Annotated in this window: 12 protein-coding genes; 4 read left to right on the forward strand and 8 right to left on the reverse strand. The window is 73.4% G+C overall.

The window, feature by feature from the left end; translation table 11 throughout:
• Positions 1–10: 10 nt before the first annotated feature.
• From KME79_RS25410 to KME79_RS25425, 4 genes are read right to left on the reverse strand one after another with little or no spacing between them, the layout of a single operon-like run.
• Complete coding sequence (locus KME79_RS25410) at positions 11–2,389, reverse strand: aminotransferase class V-fold PLP-dependent enzyme (protein ID WP_219546629.1); 2,379 nt, start codon at positions 2,387–2,389, stop codon at positions 11–13.
• Between the two features lie 52 nt (positions 2,390–2,441).
• Positions 2,442–3,455, reverse strand: a complete 1,014-nt coding sequence (locus KME79_RS25415) for an NAD(P)/FAD-dependent oxidoreductase (protein ID WP_219546630.1) — start codon at positions 3,453–3,455, stop codon at positions 2,442–2,444.
• A complete protein-coding gene (locus KME79_RS25420) occupies positions 3,452–3,979 on the reverse strand; it encodes an isoprenylcysteine carboxyl methyltransferase family protein (RefSeq protein WP_219546631.1) in 528 nt (175 codons plus the stop codon). Before KME79_RS25420 ends, KME79_RS25415 begins: the two co-directional genes overlap by 4 nt.
• 4 nt (positions 3,980–3,983) lie before the next feature.
• Positions 3,984–5,027, reverse strand: coding sequence for a type III polyketide synthase (locus KME79_RS25425; RefSeq protein WP_246640428.1), 1,044 nt, complete (start codon positions 5,025–5,027; stop codon positions 3,984–3,986).
• A gap of 307 nt (positions 5,028–5,334) precedes the next feature.
• On the opposite strand from KME79_RS25425, the gene KME79_RS25430 reads away from it, so the two are divergent.
• A complete protein-coding gene (locus tag KME79_RS25430; protein ID WP_308249046.1) occupies positions 5,335–6,312 on the forward strand; it encodes a UbiA family prenyltransferase in 978 nt (325 codons plus the stop codon).
• A 19-nt stretch (positions 6,313–6,331) separates the two neighbouring features.
• On the opposite strand, the gene KME79_RS25435 is transcribed toward KME79_RS25430, so the two are convergent.
• From KME79_RS25435 to KME79_RS25450, 4 genes are read right to left on the reverse strand one after another with little or no spacing between them, the layout of a single operon-like run.
• Positions 6,332–7,492, reverse strand: coding sequence for an NAD(P)/FAD-dependent oxidoreductase (locus KME79_RS25435; RefSeq protein ID WP_219546633.1), 1,161 nt, complete (start codon positions 7,490–7,492; stop codon positions 6,332–6,334).
• 32 nt (positions 7,493–7,524) lie between these two features.
• Positions 7,525–8,421: a carbohydrate ABC transporter permease gene (locus KME79_RS25440; RefSeq protein WP_219546634.1), complete on the reverse strand. Its 897-nt coding sequence runs from the start codon at positions 8,419–8,421 to the stop codon at positions 7,525–7,527.
• Between the two features lies 1 nt (position 8,422).
• Positions 8,423–9,352 carry a carbohydrate ABC transporter permease gene (locus tag KME79_RS25445; RefSeq protein ID WP_261808536.1) on the reverse strand — a complete coding sequence of 310 codons (930 nt, stop codon included), beginning with the start codon at positions 9,350–9,352 and terminating at the stop codon, positions 8,423–8,425.
• Positions 9,349–10,692 (reverse strand): extracellular solute-binding protein, encoded by a 1,344-nt coding sequence (locus tag KME79_RS25450; protein ID WP_308249047.1) that lies wholly within the window; start codon positions 10,690–10,692, stop codon positions 9,349–9,351. Before KME79_RS25450 ends, KME79_RS25445 begins: the two co-directional genes overlap by 4 nt.
• 285 nt (positions 10,693–10,977) lie before the next feature.
• On the opposite strand from KME79_RS25450, the gene KME79_RS25455 reads away from it, so the two are divergent.
• The 3 genes from KME79_RS25455 to KME79_RS25465 all read left to right on the forward strand — a co-directional run bounded on the left by KME79_RS25455 (position 10,978) and on the right by KME79_RS25465 (position 16,735).
• Positions 10,978–13,392, forward strand: coding sequence for a beta-xylosidase/alpha-l-arabinosidase (locus tag KME79_RS25455; protein ID WP_219546635.1), 2,415 nt, complete (start codon positions 10,978–10,980; stop codon positions 13,390–13,392).
• 2 nt (positions 13,393–13,394) lie between these two features.
• A complete protein-coding gene (locus tag KME79_RS25460; protein WP_219546636.1) occupies positions 13,395–14,408 on the forward strand; it encodes a LacI family DNA-binding transcriptional regulator in 1,014 nt (337 codons plus the stop codon).
• Positions 14,409–14,701: 293 nt separating this feature from the next.
• Positions 14,702–16,735 carry a M14 family zinc carboxypeptidase gene (locus KME79_RS25465; protein ID WP_219546637.1) on the forward strand — a complete coding sequence of 678 codons (2,034 nt, stop codon included), beginning with the start codon at positions 14,702–14,704 and terminating at the stop codon, positions 16,733–16,735.
• The last annotated feature ends 38 nt before the right edge of the window (positions 16,736–16,773 follow it).

Consider the following 16,773-nt stretch of genomic DNA (forward strand, 5'->3'; position numbering starts at 1 on the left):
GCGGGCCAACCTAGATCATCTGACTTGCAACCGACTTGGAACTCACCTCCAGAGCCACGCACCCGGCGGGCAGCGCGAACCAGCGCAGCCGCTCCGCGCCTCTGGGCAGCCGCGCCTGGCTCGCGTCCGGCTCGTCCGGAAGGGCCGCGAGCAGCTCGCGCGCCCGCGCCAGGTAGCCGGCCAGCGCGTCCTCCCCGGCCCGCGCACCCGGGACCGGCCGCTCGCCGGAGTGGAACAGCAGGTCGGACAGGCTGACGGCGGGCTCGGCCGCCTCGCGGTGCCGCCACAGCCCGGTACGGAGGTCGAACCGGTAGTGGGGGAGCAGGCGCCGGCCCCGGGAGGCGACCAGGTCGACGGCGTCGACGACGTAGTCCGCCACGGTGTCGGACATGAAATAGGCGAAGGTGACCCGCGCCCAGCCGGGCTTGACCCCTTCGTACCCGTACCCGATCTGGTCGCGCAGCTCCGCCGACCGGCCGGCGCCGATGCCCAGCAGCCGGTGCCCGTACGGGCCCGCGCAGGAGCAGCCGCCGCGCGCCTGGACGCCGAACAGGTCGTTCAGCACGGCGACCACGAAGTTGTGGTGCAGGTAGAGCCCGTCTCCCGCGCGGACGCGCAGCGAGAAGATCGGCAGCCTCCGCGCGGGCCCGTCGCCGAGGATCTCGATGTCCGGGTTGCGCCGCCACCGCTCCAGCGCCCGCTCCCGGAGGCGCTCCTCGCGCTCCTGGATGAGGCCGGTGCCCACGGCCTCCTTGAGCGCGAAGACCAGCCCGGCGCGGATCGACTCGACGATCCCCGGCGTGCCGCCCTCCTCCCTGGCGACCGGATCGTCCAGGTAACGGTGCTCGCCGGGGCTCACGTAGCGCACGGTGCCGCCGCCCGGCGTGGTCGGCACCCGGTTGCGCACCAGGTCCCGCCGGACGACCAGCACCCCCGGCGTCTGCGGGCCGCCGGGGAACTTGTGCGGCGACAGGAAGATCGCGTCCTTGTGGTCGGCCCGCCCCGGCGCGCTCGCCGCCATCCGGATCGGCACGTACGGCCCGGCCGCGGCGTAGTCCCAGAACGACAGCGCGCCGAACTCGTGCAGCAGCGCGGAGACCGGTTCGGTGTCGGACAGGATGCCGGTCACGTTGGAGGCGGCCGAGAAGCTGCCGATGAGCAGCGGCCGGTCCGCGTGCCGCACCAGCTGGGCGCGGAGCTCGCCGAGATCGATGCGGCCGTCGTGGTCCTGGCCGATGGCGACGGTCTCGGCCCCGGACTCGCGCCAGGGCAGCTCGTTGGAGTGGTGCTCGTACGGCCCGACGAACACCACCGGCCGGCCGCCCGCGCGGGTGGCGCGATCGCGCAGCTCCAGGATGGCGACGAGCTTGTTGGCGGCCGCGGTCGCGCCGGATCCGCAGAACAGGACCACGTCGTCCGGGCCGGCGCCCACGGCGTCGTGGATGATCCGCCGGGCCTCCTCCCGCAGCCGGGTGGTCTGCAGGCCGGTGCCGGAGCTCTCGGTGTGCGTGTTGGCGTAACGCGGCAGCACCCGGGCCCTGATGAAGTCCTCGATGAAGCCCAGGGACCGCCCGGAGGCGGTGTAGTCGGCGTAGGTGATGCGGCGCGGCCCGTACGGGCCGTCGAGGACCTCGTCCTCGCCGATGACGCCGCTGCGGATGCGCTCCAGCAGTCCCGGGTCCACGGCGGTTCCCGTGGCCTGGCCGCCGGTGCGGGCGGCCCGGGTCTCGACCCACGTCGTGCGGCAGGCGGCCACCAGAGTGCCGTCCGGCTCGTACAGCCCGGCGGAGGCGAACAGCTTGCGGCGCTCCCTGCCGTCGCGGCGGGCGACGACCACGTACGTGACGCCGGCCCTGACCGGGCGGCGCAGCCGCGCGGTCATCCTGCCGAGCAGCGCGGCGCCGCCCGGCGCGAGATGCGTCCAGCCGGTGGGGCAGTCGAGCGCCGCCCACACCGACGCGGGCGGCAGAACCTCCTGCCCGCCGGTCAGCTCCGGGTCGGCGAACCAGGTCGCGGCGAAGACCTCCGGGTCGGCCGTCGGGCCCGGATGGACGCGCAGCCCGTCCTCGCGCGGGCCGCACACGAAGCAGCCGGGGAACGGGTGGCTCCGATGGCCGGGGAAGCGCCGCTCGGCCTCCGCCGCGGCGCGCAGGGACACGGCGGGCGGCGGCACCGGGTCCCCGGCGGCGGGTCTGGCCTCGGCCAGCAGCCGATCTCCCGCGAAGAGCCCGAGCCCGTCCGGCGCGTGCGCCACCCGTAACGGCGTGTCGACCGGCGCCGGGGCGCGCAGCGTCACCTCCACCGGCCCCGCCGCGCCCAGCTCGCCCGCCAGCAGGCCGGAGAGCCATCCGCCGTTCACCACCCCCGGAGGACCACAGAACCGGCTCATAACGCTAAAAGTGCATATATCGGCCATAAGGGCAGGGTGGACCGACCCGGTTTCAGGCCAATAGCCGGACGATTGACGTGAACACCCCCGGCAGCCCCCGCGCCGCCGGGACCACCAGCCGCGCCGTGGCCGGCCGCCGCGCGACCTGCACCAGCGCGCCCGTCAGCAGCCGGTGGGTGCGCGACAACCGCCGCCACGCGCCCTCGTACTCCTCGGGCCGGTCCTCCGCCAGGCAACGTGCCAGGATCTCCGCCGAACGCACGGCCAGCGACACCCCCTCACCGGTGAGCGCGTCCACGTACCCGGCCGCGTCGCCCACCAGCAGGACGCGCCCGGCGCGCCGCGCCCGCGCCCGCTGGCGGAACGGCCCCGCGCCGCGCACCGGCGTCACGGCGGGCCCGCGCAGCCGCTCGGCCAGAGCGCCGAACCCCGCCAGGTGCTCGTCGTACGTGCGCCGCGCGGAGCTGAGGATCGCCACGCCCACCAGCTCGTCGCCCACCGGGGTGACGTACGCCTCGCTGTGGCCCGACCAGTGCACCTCCACGAAGTCGGTCCACGGCGCCACCCGGTAGTGCCTGCGCAGTCCGTACCGCCGCACGCCGCCGGGCGGCGCGTCCAGCCCGAGCGACCGGCGCAGCGGCGAGTGCAGCCCGTCGGCGGCCACCAGCCAGCGCGCCCGCAGCCCGGCGGCCTCGACCCCGTCGCGGTCCTGGACGGCGTGCGCGATCCGGCCGGTGACGGTCTTCACGCCGAGGTCGGCGGCCCGCTGGGCGAGCGCGGCGTGCAGGGCGACGCGCCGTGCGCCCAGCCCCATGGCGGGGCCGAACGTCGCGCGGACCCCGCGCCGGTCGTCGAGGTAGTGGATGCCGCGCAGCGGACGCCCCGGCACCGTCACCCCCATCGCGGCCAGCGCCGCCACGCCGCCGGGCATGACACCCTCGCCGCACGCCTTGTCGACCGGACCGGCGCGCGGCTCGACGACGACCGCCTCCATGCCCAGCAGCGCCGCGTGGATGGCCGTCGACAGCCCCGCCGGGCCGCCACCGGCGACCAGCACGTCGATCACGTGGCGGGCCGCCCGGCCGGCATGAGCGCCGCGTTCTCGGTGCGGATGCGCACCGTCAGCAGCGCCGCGTTCAGCACGGTGAACACCAGCGCCGTCACCCACGCCGTGTGCACCAGCGGCAGCGCGAACCCCTCCACGACCACCGCCACGTAGTTCGGGTGACGCAACCAGGTCAGCCGGTACGGGCCGCGCGTCACCAGCGGCAGCCCCGGCACCACGATCACCTTGGTGTTCCAGCGCGGCCCGAGCGCGGTGATGCACCACCAGCGCAGCCCCTGCGCGGCCACCACCAGGACGAGCATCGGCCAGCCGAGCTCCGGCAGGAACGGCCGCCCGGCCAGCCACACCTCCAGCGGCGCCCCGGCCAGCAGCGCGGTGTGCAGGAGCACCATCCACGGGTAGTGGCCGCGGCCGGTCTCGACGCCGCCGCGCGCCATGCTCCAGGCGGCGTTGCGCTTGGAGACGACCAGCTCGGCCAGGCGCTCCAGGCCGACCAGCAGGATGAGGACGAGATACCAGGTCATGGGGTCACCAGCGCAGCAGGACGAGTTCGGAACAGAAACCGGGGCCCATCGCGATGAGCACCCCCCACGTGCCGGGCTCCGGCCGCCGCGTGGCGAGCGTCTCGCCCAGCACGTGCAGCACCGAGGACGACGACAGGTTGCCGTGGTCCGCCAGCGAGCGCCAGGTGACGTCGAGCGCGCCCGGCGGCAGGTCCAGCACGTCCGACACGGCCTCCAGGACCTTCGGGCCGCCCGGATGGCACACCCAGGCCGACACCTCGCCGGCCGTCACCCCGTGATCGCCGAGGAACGCGTGCACGTCGTCGGCCAGGTAGCGGCGCACCACCTCCGGCACGCCCGCGTCCAGCACCACCCGCAGACCGTCGCCCCCCACCTGCCAGCCCATCACATGCTCCGAGTCCGGATACAGGTGACTGCGGGTCGCCACCACGACAGGCCCGGCCGCTGCCGTGTCACTCGCCATGCCGTTCGGCGGGTCGTCTGTCTCGTACGGAGGGTCGCCGGTGGTGCGGCGGTCGCCGCAGGCCACGACGGCGGCGGCGCCGTCACCGAACAGGGCGCTGGCCACCAAGCCGGCGGGGGAGCCGTCGCCGCGCTGCACGGTGAGCGAGCACAGCTCCACCGACAGCAGCACGGCCACGTGGTCGGGCCAGCCGCGCAGGTAGTCGTGCAGCCGGGCGATCCCGGCCGCGCCCGCGACGCAGCCCAGCCCGAAGACCGGCAGCCGCTTGACGTCGGGCCGCAGACCCAGCGCGCCCACCAGCCGGGCGTCGATCGACGGCACGGCGATGCCGGTCACCGAGGTGAACATGATCATGTCCACGTCGGACGGGACCAGCCCGGCGCCGTCCAGCGCCGCGCGGACGCTCTCCAGCCCCAGCTCGACCGCGGCGGTCACGTACGCGTCGTTGGCCGCGCCGAAGCCGTCGAGCTTCTCGTAGTCCTCGATCGGCAGGGCCAGATTGCGGTACTCGACGCGGGCGCTGCGGTGCAGCCGGTCGAGCAGGCGGCGGTCGGCGTCCGGAGGCAGGCAGACACGGGCCGCCATGTCGGTCAACTCGGCCTGTGCGTATCGATTCGGGGGAAAGGCGCAGCGAACTGCGGCGATATGGGTCATGGAGGGCTCCCCTGGGCGGGCGGCCGAAAACACTCGTCGATGCCACGGTTCCCCCCAGGTTGATCTGCTAAGCCCAGCGGACGGTCTTCCCTGTAGATCGGCCGGTCAGGCCCGGTCAATTCGCCGGCCGGCGGGTCGTCGTCAGCCGTCGCGGGCAGGACCGGGCTCGCCCGGCGGCTCCGCGAAGTCGCGACCGCTGATCCGCTTGCTGAGGGGAGCTCCCGAGTAGCATCGGCCTGTGACGGACGACGGGCGCCGGATGATCGCCGGGCTGGCGCGCGGCTGCCATCCCGGGCCCACCGTGGCGGTCACGGCACTGGTCACCGCGCTCGCCGCCGCCGCCGGACACGGCGCGGCCGGATGCCTGCTCGTGGGCCTGGCGGTGCTGTCGGGCCAGCTGTCCATCGGCTGGTGCAACGACGCGGCCGACGCCGGGCGCGACGTGGCGGCGGGGCGTGCGGACAAGCCGGTGGTGGACGGCACGATCACGCCGCGTGCCCTCTGGATCGCGGCGGCGGTGGCGCTGGCGTGCTGTGTGCCGCTCTCGTTCGCCTCGGGGGTGCTCGCCGGCTCCGCGCATCTCGCCGGGGTGCTCGCGGCCTGGGCGTACGACCTGGGGATGAAGGCGACCCTGCTGTCATGGGCGCCGTACGCGGTGGGGTTCGGGGTGCTGCCCGCGTTCGTGACGCTGGGGCTGCCGGGGGAGCCGTGGCCCGCCTGGTGGGCGACGGCGGCGGCGGCCCTGCTCGGGGTGGGGGCTCACCTGGCCAACGTGCTGCCGGACCTGGCGGACGACCTGGTGACCGGCGTGCGCGGCTGGCCGCAGCGGCTCGGCGCCGCCCGTCTGCGCGCCCTGCTCCCCCTCCCGCTCCTCGCCGCCACCTGCCTGCTCGCCTTCGGCCCCTCCACCACGACCCCTCCCACCGCCGAACCTCCGGCTGCCACGGACCACTCCGCCGCGCTCCTGGACGGCTCATCCCCATCGGCCCCGGCCGGTACGGATCCGTCCGCCGACGAAGCGGACGGTCCGGCTTTTGCCGGGCTCGCCCGTACGAGCTTGATGGGCTGGATCGCGCTGGCCACGGCCGTCGTCCTGACGGCTGCCGGGCTTCTGCTGGCCCGCAACCACCCCCGGGTGCCGTTCGCGGCGGCCATCGCGGTGGCGGGCGTGGACGTGGCGCTGCTGCTGACCGGCGGCGCCTCCCTCACCGGCTGATGGCGGGCGGATACACCTGTCAACGGCCGCGTCGGTGGTGGCGGACGGTGTCGCGCAGCCAGCGGGAGGCCACCGCGTACGCCAGCGGGACGGGCACCGTCCCCGATCCCAGCCCCACCTCCACCAGCAGGTCGAACACCTCCTTGCGGTGGGCGGCGGTGGCGATGGCGGCGTCGATGAACCCCGGCGACTGCGCCAGCCGGGCCAGCACGTCCGTGGTCCGCAGGTGCCGCCCCAGGGCCGCGCGCAGGCCGCGCCGGTAGACCGGCAGCGGGTCGCCGGGCGCGTCCGAGGCCGCCTCGCCGGCCAGCCGCCCCGACAGCAGCGCGTAGTAGATCCCCTCGCCGGTCAGCGGGTTGATCAGGCTCGCCGCGTCCCCGGCGAGCAGCACCCGCCCGGCACCGGGAGCCGGCCGGCCGGTGGACAGCGGCAGGTGGTGGGCGCGCAGGTCGCGGGCGGGCCGGTCGGGCAGCAGCTCGGCGAGCCTGCCGTGCAGCACCTGCCGCCCCGGCAGCCCTGTGGCGTGCAGCCGGGGCAGCAGCATCCCGAACCCCACGTTCGCGGTGCCGTCGCCGATGGGGAACGACCACGCGTACGCGGGCCAGCCCGCCCGCTGCATGGCGATGAGCTGCACGTCGTCCTCGTCGGGCACGTCCGCGTACCCGCGCACGGCGATGGCGGTGTGCCGCTCCGGCGTGACCGGGAGCCCGATCAGCCGCCGCACCGCCGAGTTGGCCCCGTCGGCCGCGACCACGACCCGCGCCCGGATCCGGCCGTCGATCACCACCACCGGCCCGGCCTCGGCCAGCTCCCTGACCCGGTGGCGCCGCACCTCGCCCCCGGCCGCCCGGACCGCCTCGACCAGCCGGGCGTCGAAGACCCGGCGCGGCACCACGTGGTTGGGCCGCGCCGCGGTCGCCGACACCCGCGTGCCGCCGGGGGAGACCACGGTCAGGCGGGGCGTGGGCCGGTAGTCGTCGATCAGCCCCGGCACGCCCAGCCTGGCCAGCTCGTCACGCCCGTGGGCCGCGATGCCGTCGCCGCACGCCTTGTCCCGGGGGAAGTCCGCCTTGTCGAGCACCAGCACCCGCGCGCCGGGCCGCCGCCGCAGCGCGCCGAGCGCCGCCGCGGAACCGGCGGGCCCGGCGCCCACGACCACGAGATCCCACACGTCCTCCATGGGAGGACTCCTGCCCCGGCGCGGGACTCAGATCACTTGCCGAACCCCGCCGTCAGGCCGCTCAGCAACTGGCGGCGGCCCACCACGTACAGGATCAGGATCGGCAGCGTGGTCAGCACGACCGAGGCGAGCACCGCGGGCACGTTGACGCTGTACTCCCCCTGGAACGACCAGAGCGCGAGCGGCAGCGTCCGCTTGTCGGGGCTCTGCGTCAGGATCACCGGCAGCAGGAACCCGTTCCAGATCTGCAGCGCGTTGTAGATCGACACCGTCACCACGGCCGGCCGGGTCAGCGGGAAGGCCAGGCGCCAGAGCGTGGTCTGCTCGCTCGCGCCGTCGAGCCGCATCGACTCGAACAGCTCCTTCGGCACGTCCCGGATGAAGTTGGCCAGGACCAGCACCGACAGCGGGATCGCGAACGCGATCGACGGCAGGATGAGCGCCAGCAGGCTGTCGTAGAGATGCAGCCTGATGATGATCAGGTAGATCGGGATGATCGTCGCCTGCAGGGGGATGGCCAGGCCCATGAGGAAGAGCCAGTTCACCGACTTCAGGAAGCGGTTGGTGCTCGCCCGCACGATCGCGTACGCGGCCATGAACGAGAACAGCACCGCCGGGACCACCGAGCCGACGGCGACGATGAGGCTGTTGAGGAAGTACAGCGGGAAGTCGGACTCGATGACCAGCTGGTAGTTGTCCAGCGTCGGCGCGGTGGGCGGCGCCATCGGGTTCGACAGGTAGTAGTCGCTCTGGGCCTTGAAGCTGGTGATGACCACCCAGTAGATCGGGATGATCACGATCGCCAGCCAGAGCCACGAGATCGTCCCGCCGATCCAGTTCTTGGTCTCGCGCGGCCTCGTCCTGCGGCGGCGGCGACCGGACGGCCGTATCACGGTCCGGCCCGGCTTGTCGGACAGCGTGGTCGCCATGTCAGGCCCCCTCAAGCTGGCTCGCACTGGCGTCGCGCCCGCCGAGCCTGCGCAGCACGAGCGCCAGGGCCAGGCCCACCAGGACGAGGATGACGGCGATGGCGCTGGCCGGGCCCATCAGGTTGGCCTGGTATCCCCGCTTGTACATGTCGAGCGCGAGCACCCTGGTCGCGTCGCCGGGCCCGCCCGCCGTCAGCACGAAGATCAGATCGAAGAGCGTCAGCGAGCCGACCACCATGAGGGTCGAGGACGTGATGATCGTGTACTTCAGCTGAGGCAGGGTGATGCTGAAGAACTTGCGCACCCGCCCGGCTCCGTCGAGCTCCGCGGCCTCGTACATCGAGCGCGGGATCTGCCGCACCCCGCCCTGGTAGAGCAGCGAGTGGAACGGGATGAACTGCCAGGACACCACGAAGATCACCACGCCGACGGCGAGAGGGCCCTCGCCGAGCCAGTCCTGCGCCAGGAAGTCCAGGCCCAGGCCGGCGCCGAGCCCGAAGTTCGGGTCGAGCAGCGCCTTGTACGTGATCGCGATGGCGGCCGAGCTGAGCAGCAGCGGGATGAAGTACAGCACGGCGATCAGCGTGCGGTAACGCTGATGGCCCGCCAGGAACACCCCGATGAGGATGCTGGCCGGCGTCTGCACCAGCCACGACAGGGCCATGATGAGGAACGTCACCCACAGGGCGTGCGGCAGCCCGGGATCGCTCAGCACCGCGCTCCAGCTCGCGAGCCCGCTGAAGGAGATGTCCTGGCTGAGCCCGTCCCACGTGGTGAAGCTCAGCGCGAGCACCCCGAGCAGGGGGATCACGCCGAAGGCGAGAAAGACCAGCAGGGCGGGGACGGCCAGCCACACCAGGGAGCCGCTGCCGCGCACACGGGTGGCGGCGGGCGGTCTCCCCCGGGGTGGAACGGTGACGATCGTGCTCACTTGCCGATGACCGCGTTCATGTTGGTGGCGAACTCCTGCGGCCCGATCGACAGCTGGAACAGCTTGGCGATGTTGTCGAGCAGCACCTCGGCGGCGGTCGGGCTGAGCGCCTGGTCCCACGACTGCTGGAAGACCTTGGCGTTGTTGGCGATGCCGACGACGAAGTTGAGGAAGTCGGCGTCCTCGGAGCCGGTGAAGAACTTCTCCGAGCCCTTGATCACGGGAACCGCGCCGGTGCCCACCCACTCCTCGGCCGACTTGTCGCTGACGACCTCGGTGGAGAAGAACTTCTTGGCGATCTCCTTCTGCTCGGCCGTGGCCTTGGCGGAGATCGACATGTACTGGCCGGGGTTGCCGACGGTGTTGCCGGGGTCGCCCTTGCCGCCGTCGATCGGCGGGAAGTTCATGTAGCCGAGGTTACCGCTGGAGACGAAGTCGCCGCCGTCCTGCTTCATGCTGCCGTACGTCCAGCCGCCGTGCACCATCATCGCGGCCTTGCCGGTGTAGAGCAGCGCCTGGTCGGCGTTGGAGTCGGCGGTGATGGAGGAGAAGCCCTTGATGAAGCCGTCGGCCTTGATCAGGTCCTGCATCTTGGTCAGCGCGTCGATGGCGACGGGGTTGGACCAGGCGTCCTTCTCCGCGTCGAACACGGCCTGGAACACCTCGGGGCCGCCCATGCGGTCGAAGAGGAACTCCAGCCACATCATGTTGGTCCAGCGCGACTGCCCGCCCAGCGAGAACGGCGCGATGCCCTTGGCGTTGAACTTGGGCACCAGGTCCATGATGTCGCCCCAGCTCTGGGGCGGCTCGGCGCCGATCTTCTCGAAGGCGCGCTTGTCGTAGTACAGGACGATCGGCTGCATCGTCTCGCAGGGGATCGCGTAGATCTTGCCGTCGACGGTCGCGGCACCGAAGGACGAGGGGAACAGCTTGTCCTTGACGGCCGCGTTCTCGTCGAACCACGAGGTGAGGTCCTCGACCTGGCCGGCCTGCACGTAGCTGCGCAGACCGCCGCCGCCCCAGCCCCAGATGATCGTCGGCGCCTCGCCCGCGCCGATCGCCGTCTTGATCTTGGTCTTGAAGGCGTCGTTCTGGAAGGTCGTCCCCACGATCTTCCCGTTGGGGTTGGCCTGGTTGAACCGCTCCATGGTCCGCCTGCGGACGCCTTCCTGCGGCTCCGTCGACAGGTACCAGTAGCTGGCGGTGGCGCCACCACCGCCACCGCCGCTGGTGCTCGTGCTGCCGGGGCCGGAGGTGCCGCAGGCGGCGAGCGCGGCTCCCAGGGGCAGGCCCATGGACAGGGCGAGGAAGTTGCGGCGAGACGTTGTCCTGGATTCCACGCTGATCTCCGTACTCGAACGCCGGGGGATGGTGCCGCGGCTCCACAGTGTCGAAACATTTTCGAAACGACCGCGTGGCACGCCAATCTAGATTTCGGCCGAAGGGGTGTCAACCTCTCCCCGCACGAAACTCCCTCTCGGCAAGAGCGAGACGAGTGGGATACGCTCGCACGGGCGCCACGCTGGGTGATCTGGAGCCGAGAGCGCTCCCATGCCACCCCCGCGCAGCGCGTCCGAAATGTTTCGAAACTTTGCGGCAAGAGCCGCCTCTAAGGAGAGCGATCAATGACGGCTCTAGATCGGCCGGCGGCGGGCCAAGCCCTCCGTCCCTGGCAGGATCCCGCGCTTCCGGTAGGGGAGCGGGTGGACGCCCTGCTGGCGGAGATGACGGTGGAGGAGAAGGTCGCGCAGCTCGGCAGCCGGTGGGAGGGCAACACCATGGGTGAGCCCGTCTCCGCCCCCGATCCGGGCGACGGCGGCACCGGCAACGTGGCCCCTTTGCAGGACGTGTTCGCCGCGTCGAACACCTCCCCGTTCCAGGAGGCGGTCCGCCACGGCATCGGCCATCTGACGCGGGTGCACGGCAGCCGCCCGGTGAGCCCCGCCGAGGGCGCCGCCGAGGTGGTCCGGTTGCAGCGTGAGGTGATCGCGCAGTCCAGGCTCGGCATCCCGGCGCTGGTCCACGAGGAGTGCCTGACCGGTTTCACCACGTACGGCGCGACGGTCTACCCGGCGGCGATCGCCTGGGCCGCCACGTTCGACCCCGAGCTGGTGGCCCGGATGGGCGCCGCGATCGGGCGCGACATGCGCGCCGTCGGCGTGCACCAGGGCCTGGCGCCCGTGCTGGACGTGGTCCGCGACTACCGGTGGGGCCGGGTCGAGGAGACGATGGGCGAGGACCCGTACCTCGTCTCGATGATCGGCTCCGCGTACGTGCGCGGGCTGGAGGGCGCGGGCGTCATCGCCACGCTCAAGCACTTCGCCGGCTACTCCGCCTCGCGGGCGGCACGCAACCACGGCCCGGTGCCGATGGGCCGGCGCGAGCTGATGGACATGATCCTGCCGCCCTTCGAGTCGGCCATCGAGCTGGGCGGCGCCCGCTCGGTGATGAACTCCTACTCCGACGTCGACGGCGTCCCCGCCGCCATCGACCCGTGGCTGCTGACCGAGGTGCTCCGCGACGACTGGGGGTTCACCGGGACCGTCGTCTCCGACTACTGGTCGATCCCGTTCCTGGCCACCATGCACCTCGTGGCCGCCGACGCCGGCGAGGCCGGGGTGCAGGCGCTCACCGCCGGCCTCGACGTCGAGCTGCCCGACACCCTCGGCTTCGGCCAGCACCTGGCCGAGCGGGTGCGCCGCGGCGAGCTGCCCGAGGAGCTGATCGACCGGGCGGTGCGCCGCCTGCTCACCCAGAAGGCGCAGCTCGGGCTGCTCGACCCGGACTGGACACCGCAGTCCTCGGTGACCGGCGCCGAGACCGTCGAGCTGGACTCGCAGGCCAATCGGGAGCTGGCCCGCGAACTGGCCGAGAGGTCCGTCGTCCTGCTCGACGCGGGCAGCGCGCTGCCCCTGCTCGGCGAGGGCCGCACCGCCCCGCGCCGGATCGCCGTCGTCGGGCCGTGCGCCGACGACCCGCGCACGTTCATGGGCTGCTACGCCTTCCCCAACCACGTGCTGCCCCGCTACCCCGGACTCGGTCTCGGCATCGACGCGCCGAGCGTGCTCGACGCGCTCCGCGCCGAGCTGCCGGGCGCCGAGATCGCCTACGAGCGCGGCTGCGACGTGCGCGACGGGGACCGCTCCGGGTTCGCCGCCGCTGCCGCCGCGGCCCGCGACGCCGACCTGTGCGTGGTCGTCGTCGGCGACCTGGCCGGCATGTTCGGGCAGGGCACCTCGGGCGAGGGCTGCGACGCCGACGACCTGCGCCTGCCCGGCGTCCAGGAGGACCTGGTGACCGAGCTGGCCGCCACCGGCACGCCGGTCGTCGTGGTCGTCGTCTCCGGCCGCCCGTACGCGCTCGGCGAGATCCACCCCAGGGCGGCCGGGCTCGTCCAGGCGTTCATGCCCGGCGAGGAGGGCGGCGCGGCCATCGCGGGCGTGCTGTCCGGCCGCGTCCAGCCCGGCGGCAGGCTGCCGGTGCAGATCCCGCGCACCCCTGGCGGCCAGCCGCACACCTACCTGCAGCCGCCGCTCGGCGCCGACAGCGACGGCATCAGCAACCTCGACCCGACCCCGCTCTTCCCCTTCGGGTACGGGACCTCCTACACCTCCTTCGAGCTCGGCGAGTTCCGGATCAGCGACACCGAGGTGCCCACCGACGGCGAGTTCACCGTCTCCCTCCGGGTCCGCAACACCGGCGCCCGCGCCGGGGACGAGGTCGTCCAGCTCTACCTGCACGACATGCTCGCCCAGGTCACCCGGCCGGTGCGGCAGCTCGCCGGGTTCGCCAGGGTCCGGCTCGAACCGGGGGCCGCCGCCGACGTGCGCTTCCGCGTGCACGCCGACCGCACCGCCTTCACCGGCCGCGACCTGCAGCGGATCGTCGAGCCCGGCGACATCGAGGTGCTCGCCGGCACCTCGGCCCGCGACCTGCCGTGCGCCGGCACCGTCCGGCTCACCGGGCCGCTGCGGGCCGTCGGCCACGACAGGCGGCTGTTCACACCGGTGGACGTGCACCCGGCGGGGGATCGGGACTAGCCGTGCCGGCCAAGCGCGCCACGCTCGCCACGATCGCGGCCGCCGCCGGCGTGTCGGTCGCGACCGTCTCGAAGGTGCTCAACGGCCGCAGCGACGTCGCGCCGGCGACCCGCTCGCTGGTGCTGTCGGCGCTGCGGCAGCACGACTACGTGGCCCCGCCGCCCCGGCGCGACGAGACCGCGGGCACCGTCGAGCTGCAGTTCGACTCCGACCTGAACGCCTACTCCAACGAGATCATCCAGGGGGCGGTGCGGGCCGGCGGCGAACTCGGCGTGTCCGTCGTGATCAGCATCCGCAAGGGCTCCGAGCGCACCAGCAGGTGGGCCAGGGAACTGGCGGCGACCGGCCGGCGCGCGCTGGTCGCCGTCACCAGCGAGCTGACCGCCGCCCAGCTCGCCGCCCTGGCCGAGGCCGGCCTGCCCCTGGTGGTGATCGACCCGCTCAACCTGCCGCGCACCCGCGTGACCAGCGTCGGGTCGACCAACTTCGCCGGCGGGCTGGCCGCCACCCAGCACCTGCTCTCCCTCGGCCACCGGCGCATCGCCTACCTGGGCGGCCCCGCCACGGCGGCGTGCAACCAGGCGCGGCTGCACGGCTACCGCGCCGCCATGGAGGCCGAGGGCGTGGCGGTGCGCCAGGAGTACATCCAGCACCGCAGGTTCCGCTACGGCGACGGAGTGGAGGCCGGCGCTTGCTTCCTCGCCCTCCCCGAACCGCCGACCGCGATCTTCGCCGGCTGCGACGAGACCGCGTTCGGCGTGATGGAGGCCGCGCGGGCGCGCGGCCTGCGCGTCCCCGACGACCTCAGCGTCGTCGGTTTCGACGACACCCAGATAGCCCGCATGGCCTCACCACCGCTGACCACCGTCCGCCAGCCGCTCCGCGAGATGGGCGGCGTCGCCCTCCGGCGGGCCCTGCGCCTGGCCGCCGGCGAACGGATCGACTCCCACCACATCGAGCTCGCCACCGAACTCGTGGTACGCGGCTCGACCGCCCCCGCCGCACCCCGGCAGTAGCCTCATTCCAGTCCTGGGCGTCGTCCAGCGCGAGGTGGCCCAGGACGACGTCCAGGTAGGCGAGTGCGGCTGAGCCGTGATGGAGGCTCCGGCTCGCGCCGGACAGCGCGACGAACTCCTCGGCGTCGTCCGCCCTGACGCGCCGCACGGTGACGCGGGAATGTCCAGACACCCGCCCATCGTGCTGGGGCGAGATCGATCAGCGCAGTACCCTCGCGACGGAACCTTGGGTCTTGCCGGAGTCGCCGGTTCGGCCTTCAATGACGGCCATACGGCGATCACCGGAGGAACCGATGCGTGGCTCACGGGCGTCCGCAGTTGTCCTGGCGATGGTGCTCACGACGTTCGTGGCCGCCGAGCCGTCGCTCCCGGCGGTCGCCGGCCCCGCCGATCCGGAGCCCGCCTCGCTGGTGACGCTCACGGTGCCCGACCGGGCCGCGCTGGAGCGGCTGGTGGGCTCGGGCGCCGACCTCACCGGCCGGGTGCGGCCGCAGCCCGACGGCAGCATCCGCGTCGACGCGGTGGTCACCCCCAGCGGGCTGGCCGAGCTGCGCCCGCTCGGCGCCACCCTGGCCACCGGCACCCCGGCGCCCGCCCCCGAGGACCGCGGCGGCACGAAGGACCGCATCGTGGTCGAGCGGGCGGTGTGGTTCCAGTCCCGCGACGGCTACTTCCTGTCGGTCGAGGCGTCCAGCAGCGCCGGCGCCGACGCCGCGCTCACCGTGACCTGGAAGGGCAAGGGCGGCGCGACCGGCCAGGTCGAGATGGTCCCGTACGTGGACGCCGGCGCCTATCTGGGCCACCAGTTCAGCGTCCCGGTGCCCGCCGGCGTCAGGCCGGACCGCGTCACCATCACCTCCGCCGCGGGTGGCGTGGCGGAGGCGCGGGTCGGGGAGTGGCCCGACGGCGAGCGGCCCGACCGCGACCGGCCGGGCTACCAGAAGGACTTCATCACCCAGTACATGCCGCCCGCGCAGCTCAACGCCCGGGTCAAGGACCTGCACCGCCGCTTCCCCGCCCTCACCGAGATCATCGAGCTGCCCCACCTGACCAACGGCTACCGGCGCCACGCCCAGGCCCTGATCGGCACCCCGCCGGGCGCCGCCGTCGTGGTCACCTCGCGCGCGTACGGGTCGGAAGGCGGCAACGACCTGGCCGTGGAGCTGTCCGACCCGGGCGCGGCCGACCGGACGCTGGCGGTGGTCGTGGACGGCAAGCAGGTCAGGGTCAGCCTGGCCACCGACGGCTCCGGCGCCCCGGTGAGCACCGCCGCCGAGGTCGCCGCCGCGATCACCGGCGCGCCGGGCAGCCCGGTGACCGCCGCCACGTACCGGACCGACCCGGGCGCGGGCGTCCTGGCGCCCGCGCCGCTCACCCAGCTCAGCGACTTCCTCGGCGCGCCCGCGGACGTGTCGCGGGAGCCGTGGCGGGTGCTGGCGCTGCGCATCGGCACGCACCGGGACGGCTCGCGCACCGGCGTCCTCGCCTACGCCCAGGAGCACGCCAGGGAGTGGGTGACGCCGCTGGTCACCATCGAGGCGGCCGAGCGGCTGCTGCGCAACTACCCGCGCGACCCGGCCACCAGGAAGCTGCTGCGCCGCGCCGACATCTTCATCGTCCCGACCGTGAACCCCGACGGCGCCAACTACTCCTTCTACGACTTCAACGCCCAGCGCAAGAACATGACCAACCACTGCCCGGCCGCCCAGTCCGACCCGGCGCTGCGCAACACCTGGGGCGTGGACGTCAACCGCAACTACGCGGTCGGTTCGCTGTTCGACGGCTACTTCGGCGCCTCGGCCAACTGTCAGAGCGGCACCTACGCCGGGCCGGGCGAGCACTCCGAGCCGGAGAGCCGCAACGTGATCTGGCTGGCGGAGACGTACCCGAACATCCGGTTCGCGCTCAACGTGCACAGCTACGGCGGCTACTTCATGTGGCCGCCCGGCGCCTACCGGCTCGACGGCCGCGTCACCCTGCCCAGGCCCAGCCGTCAGCAGGAGGCGTACTTCCTGCGCTCGGCCCGCACCATCCTGGAGGCCATCGCCGCCGAGCGCGGCACCGTCACCTGGCCGCAGCAGACCGGGCCGGTCACCGACGTGCTCTACTCGGCCGCGGGCAACTCCGCCGACGAGCTCTGGTACGACCACGGCGTCTACGGGTGGGACTTCGAGGTCGGCAGCGACCTGTGGAACCCGCGGACCGGGGCCTGGGAGGGCGTCGGCTTCCAGCCGCCGTTCGCCGAGGGCCACGCCGAGGCCATGGAGTTCGCCGCCGGCCTCATCTCCCTCATCGGCGTCGCCGCCGACTACCGAGAGGACCGGTGAGCCCATACCGCGGTGATAGGGGCAAAGTGCCTTGTCCC

The organism is Nonomuraea harbinensis (genome assembly GCF_019396385.1).
Taxonomy (GTDB): Bacteria; Actinomycetota; Actinomycetes; order Streptosporangiales; family Streptosporangiaceae; genus Nonomuraea; species Nonomuraea ferruginea.

Bases quoted from the DNA above. Each gene is read 5' to 3' on its own strand.
- KME79_RS25410 (WP_219546629.1), bottom strand. From the start codon at position 2,389: ATGAGCCGGTTCTGTGGTCCTCCGGGGGTGGTGAACGGCGGATGGCTC.
- KME79_RS25420 (WP_219546631.1), bottom strand. From the start codon at position 3,979: ATGACCTGGTATCTCGTCCTCATCCTGCTGGTCGGCCTGGAGCGCCTG.
- KME79_RS25425 (WP_246640428.1), bottom strand. From the start codon at position 5,027: ATGGCGGCCCGTGTCTGCCTGCCTCCGGACGCCGACCGCCGCCTGCTC.
- KME79_RS25435 (WP_219546633.1), bottom strand. From the start codon at position 7,492: ATGGAGGACGTGTGGGATCTCGTGGTCGTGGGCGCCGGGCCCGCCGGT.
- KME79_RS25440 (WP_219546634.1), bottom strand. From the start codon at position 8,421: ATGGCGACCACGCTGTCCGACAAGCCGGGCCGGACCGTGATACGGCCG.
- KME79_RS25455 (WP_219546635.1), top strand. From the start codon at position 10,978: ATGACGGCTCTAGATCGGCCGGCGGCGGGCCAAGCCCTCCGTCCCTGG.
- KME79_RS25465 (WP_219546637.1), top strand. From the start codon at position 14,702: ATGCGTGGCTCACGGGCGTCCGCAGTTGTCCTGGCGATGGTGCTCACG.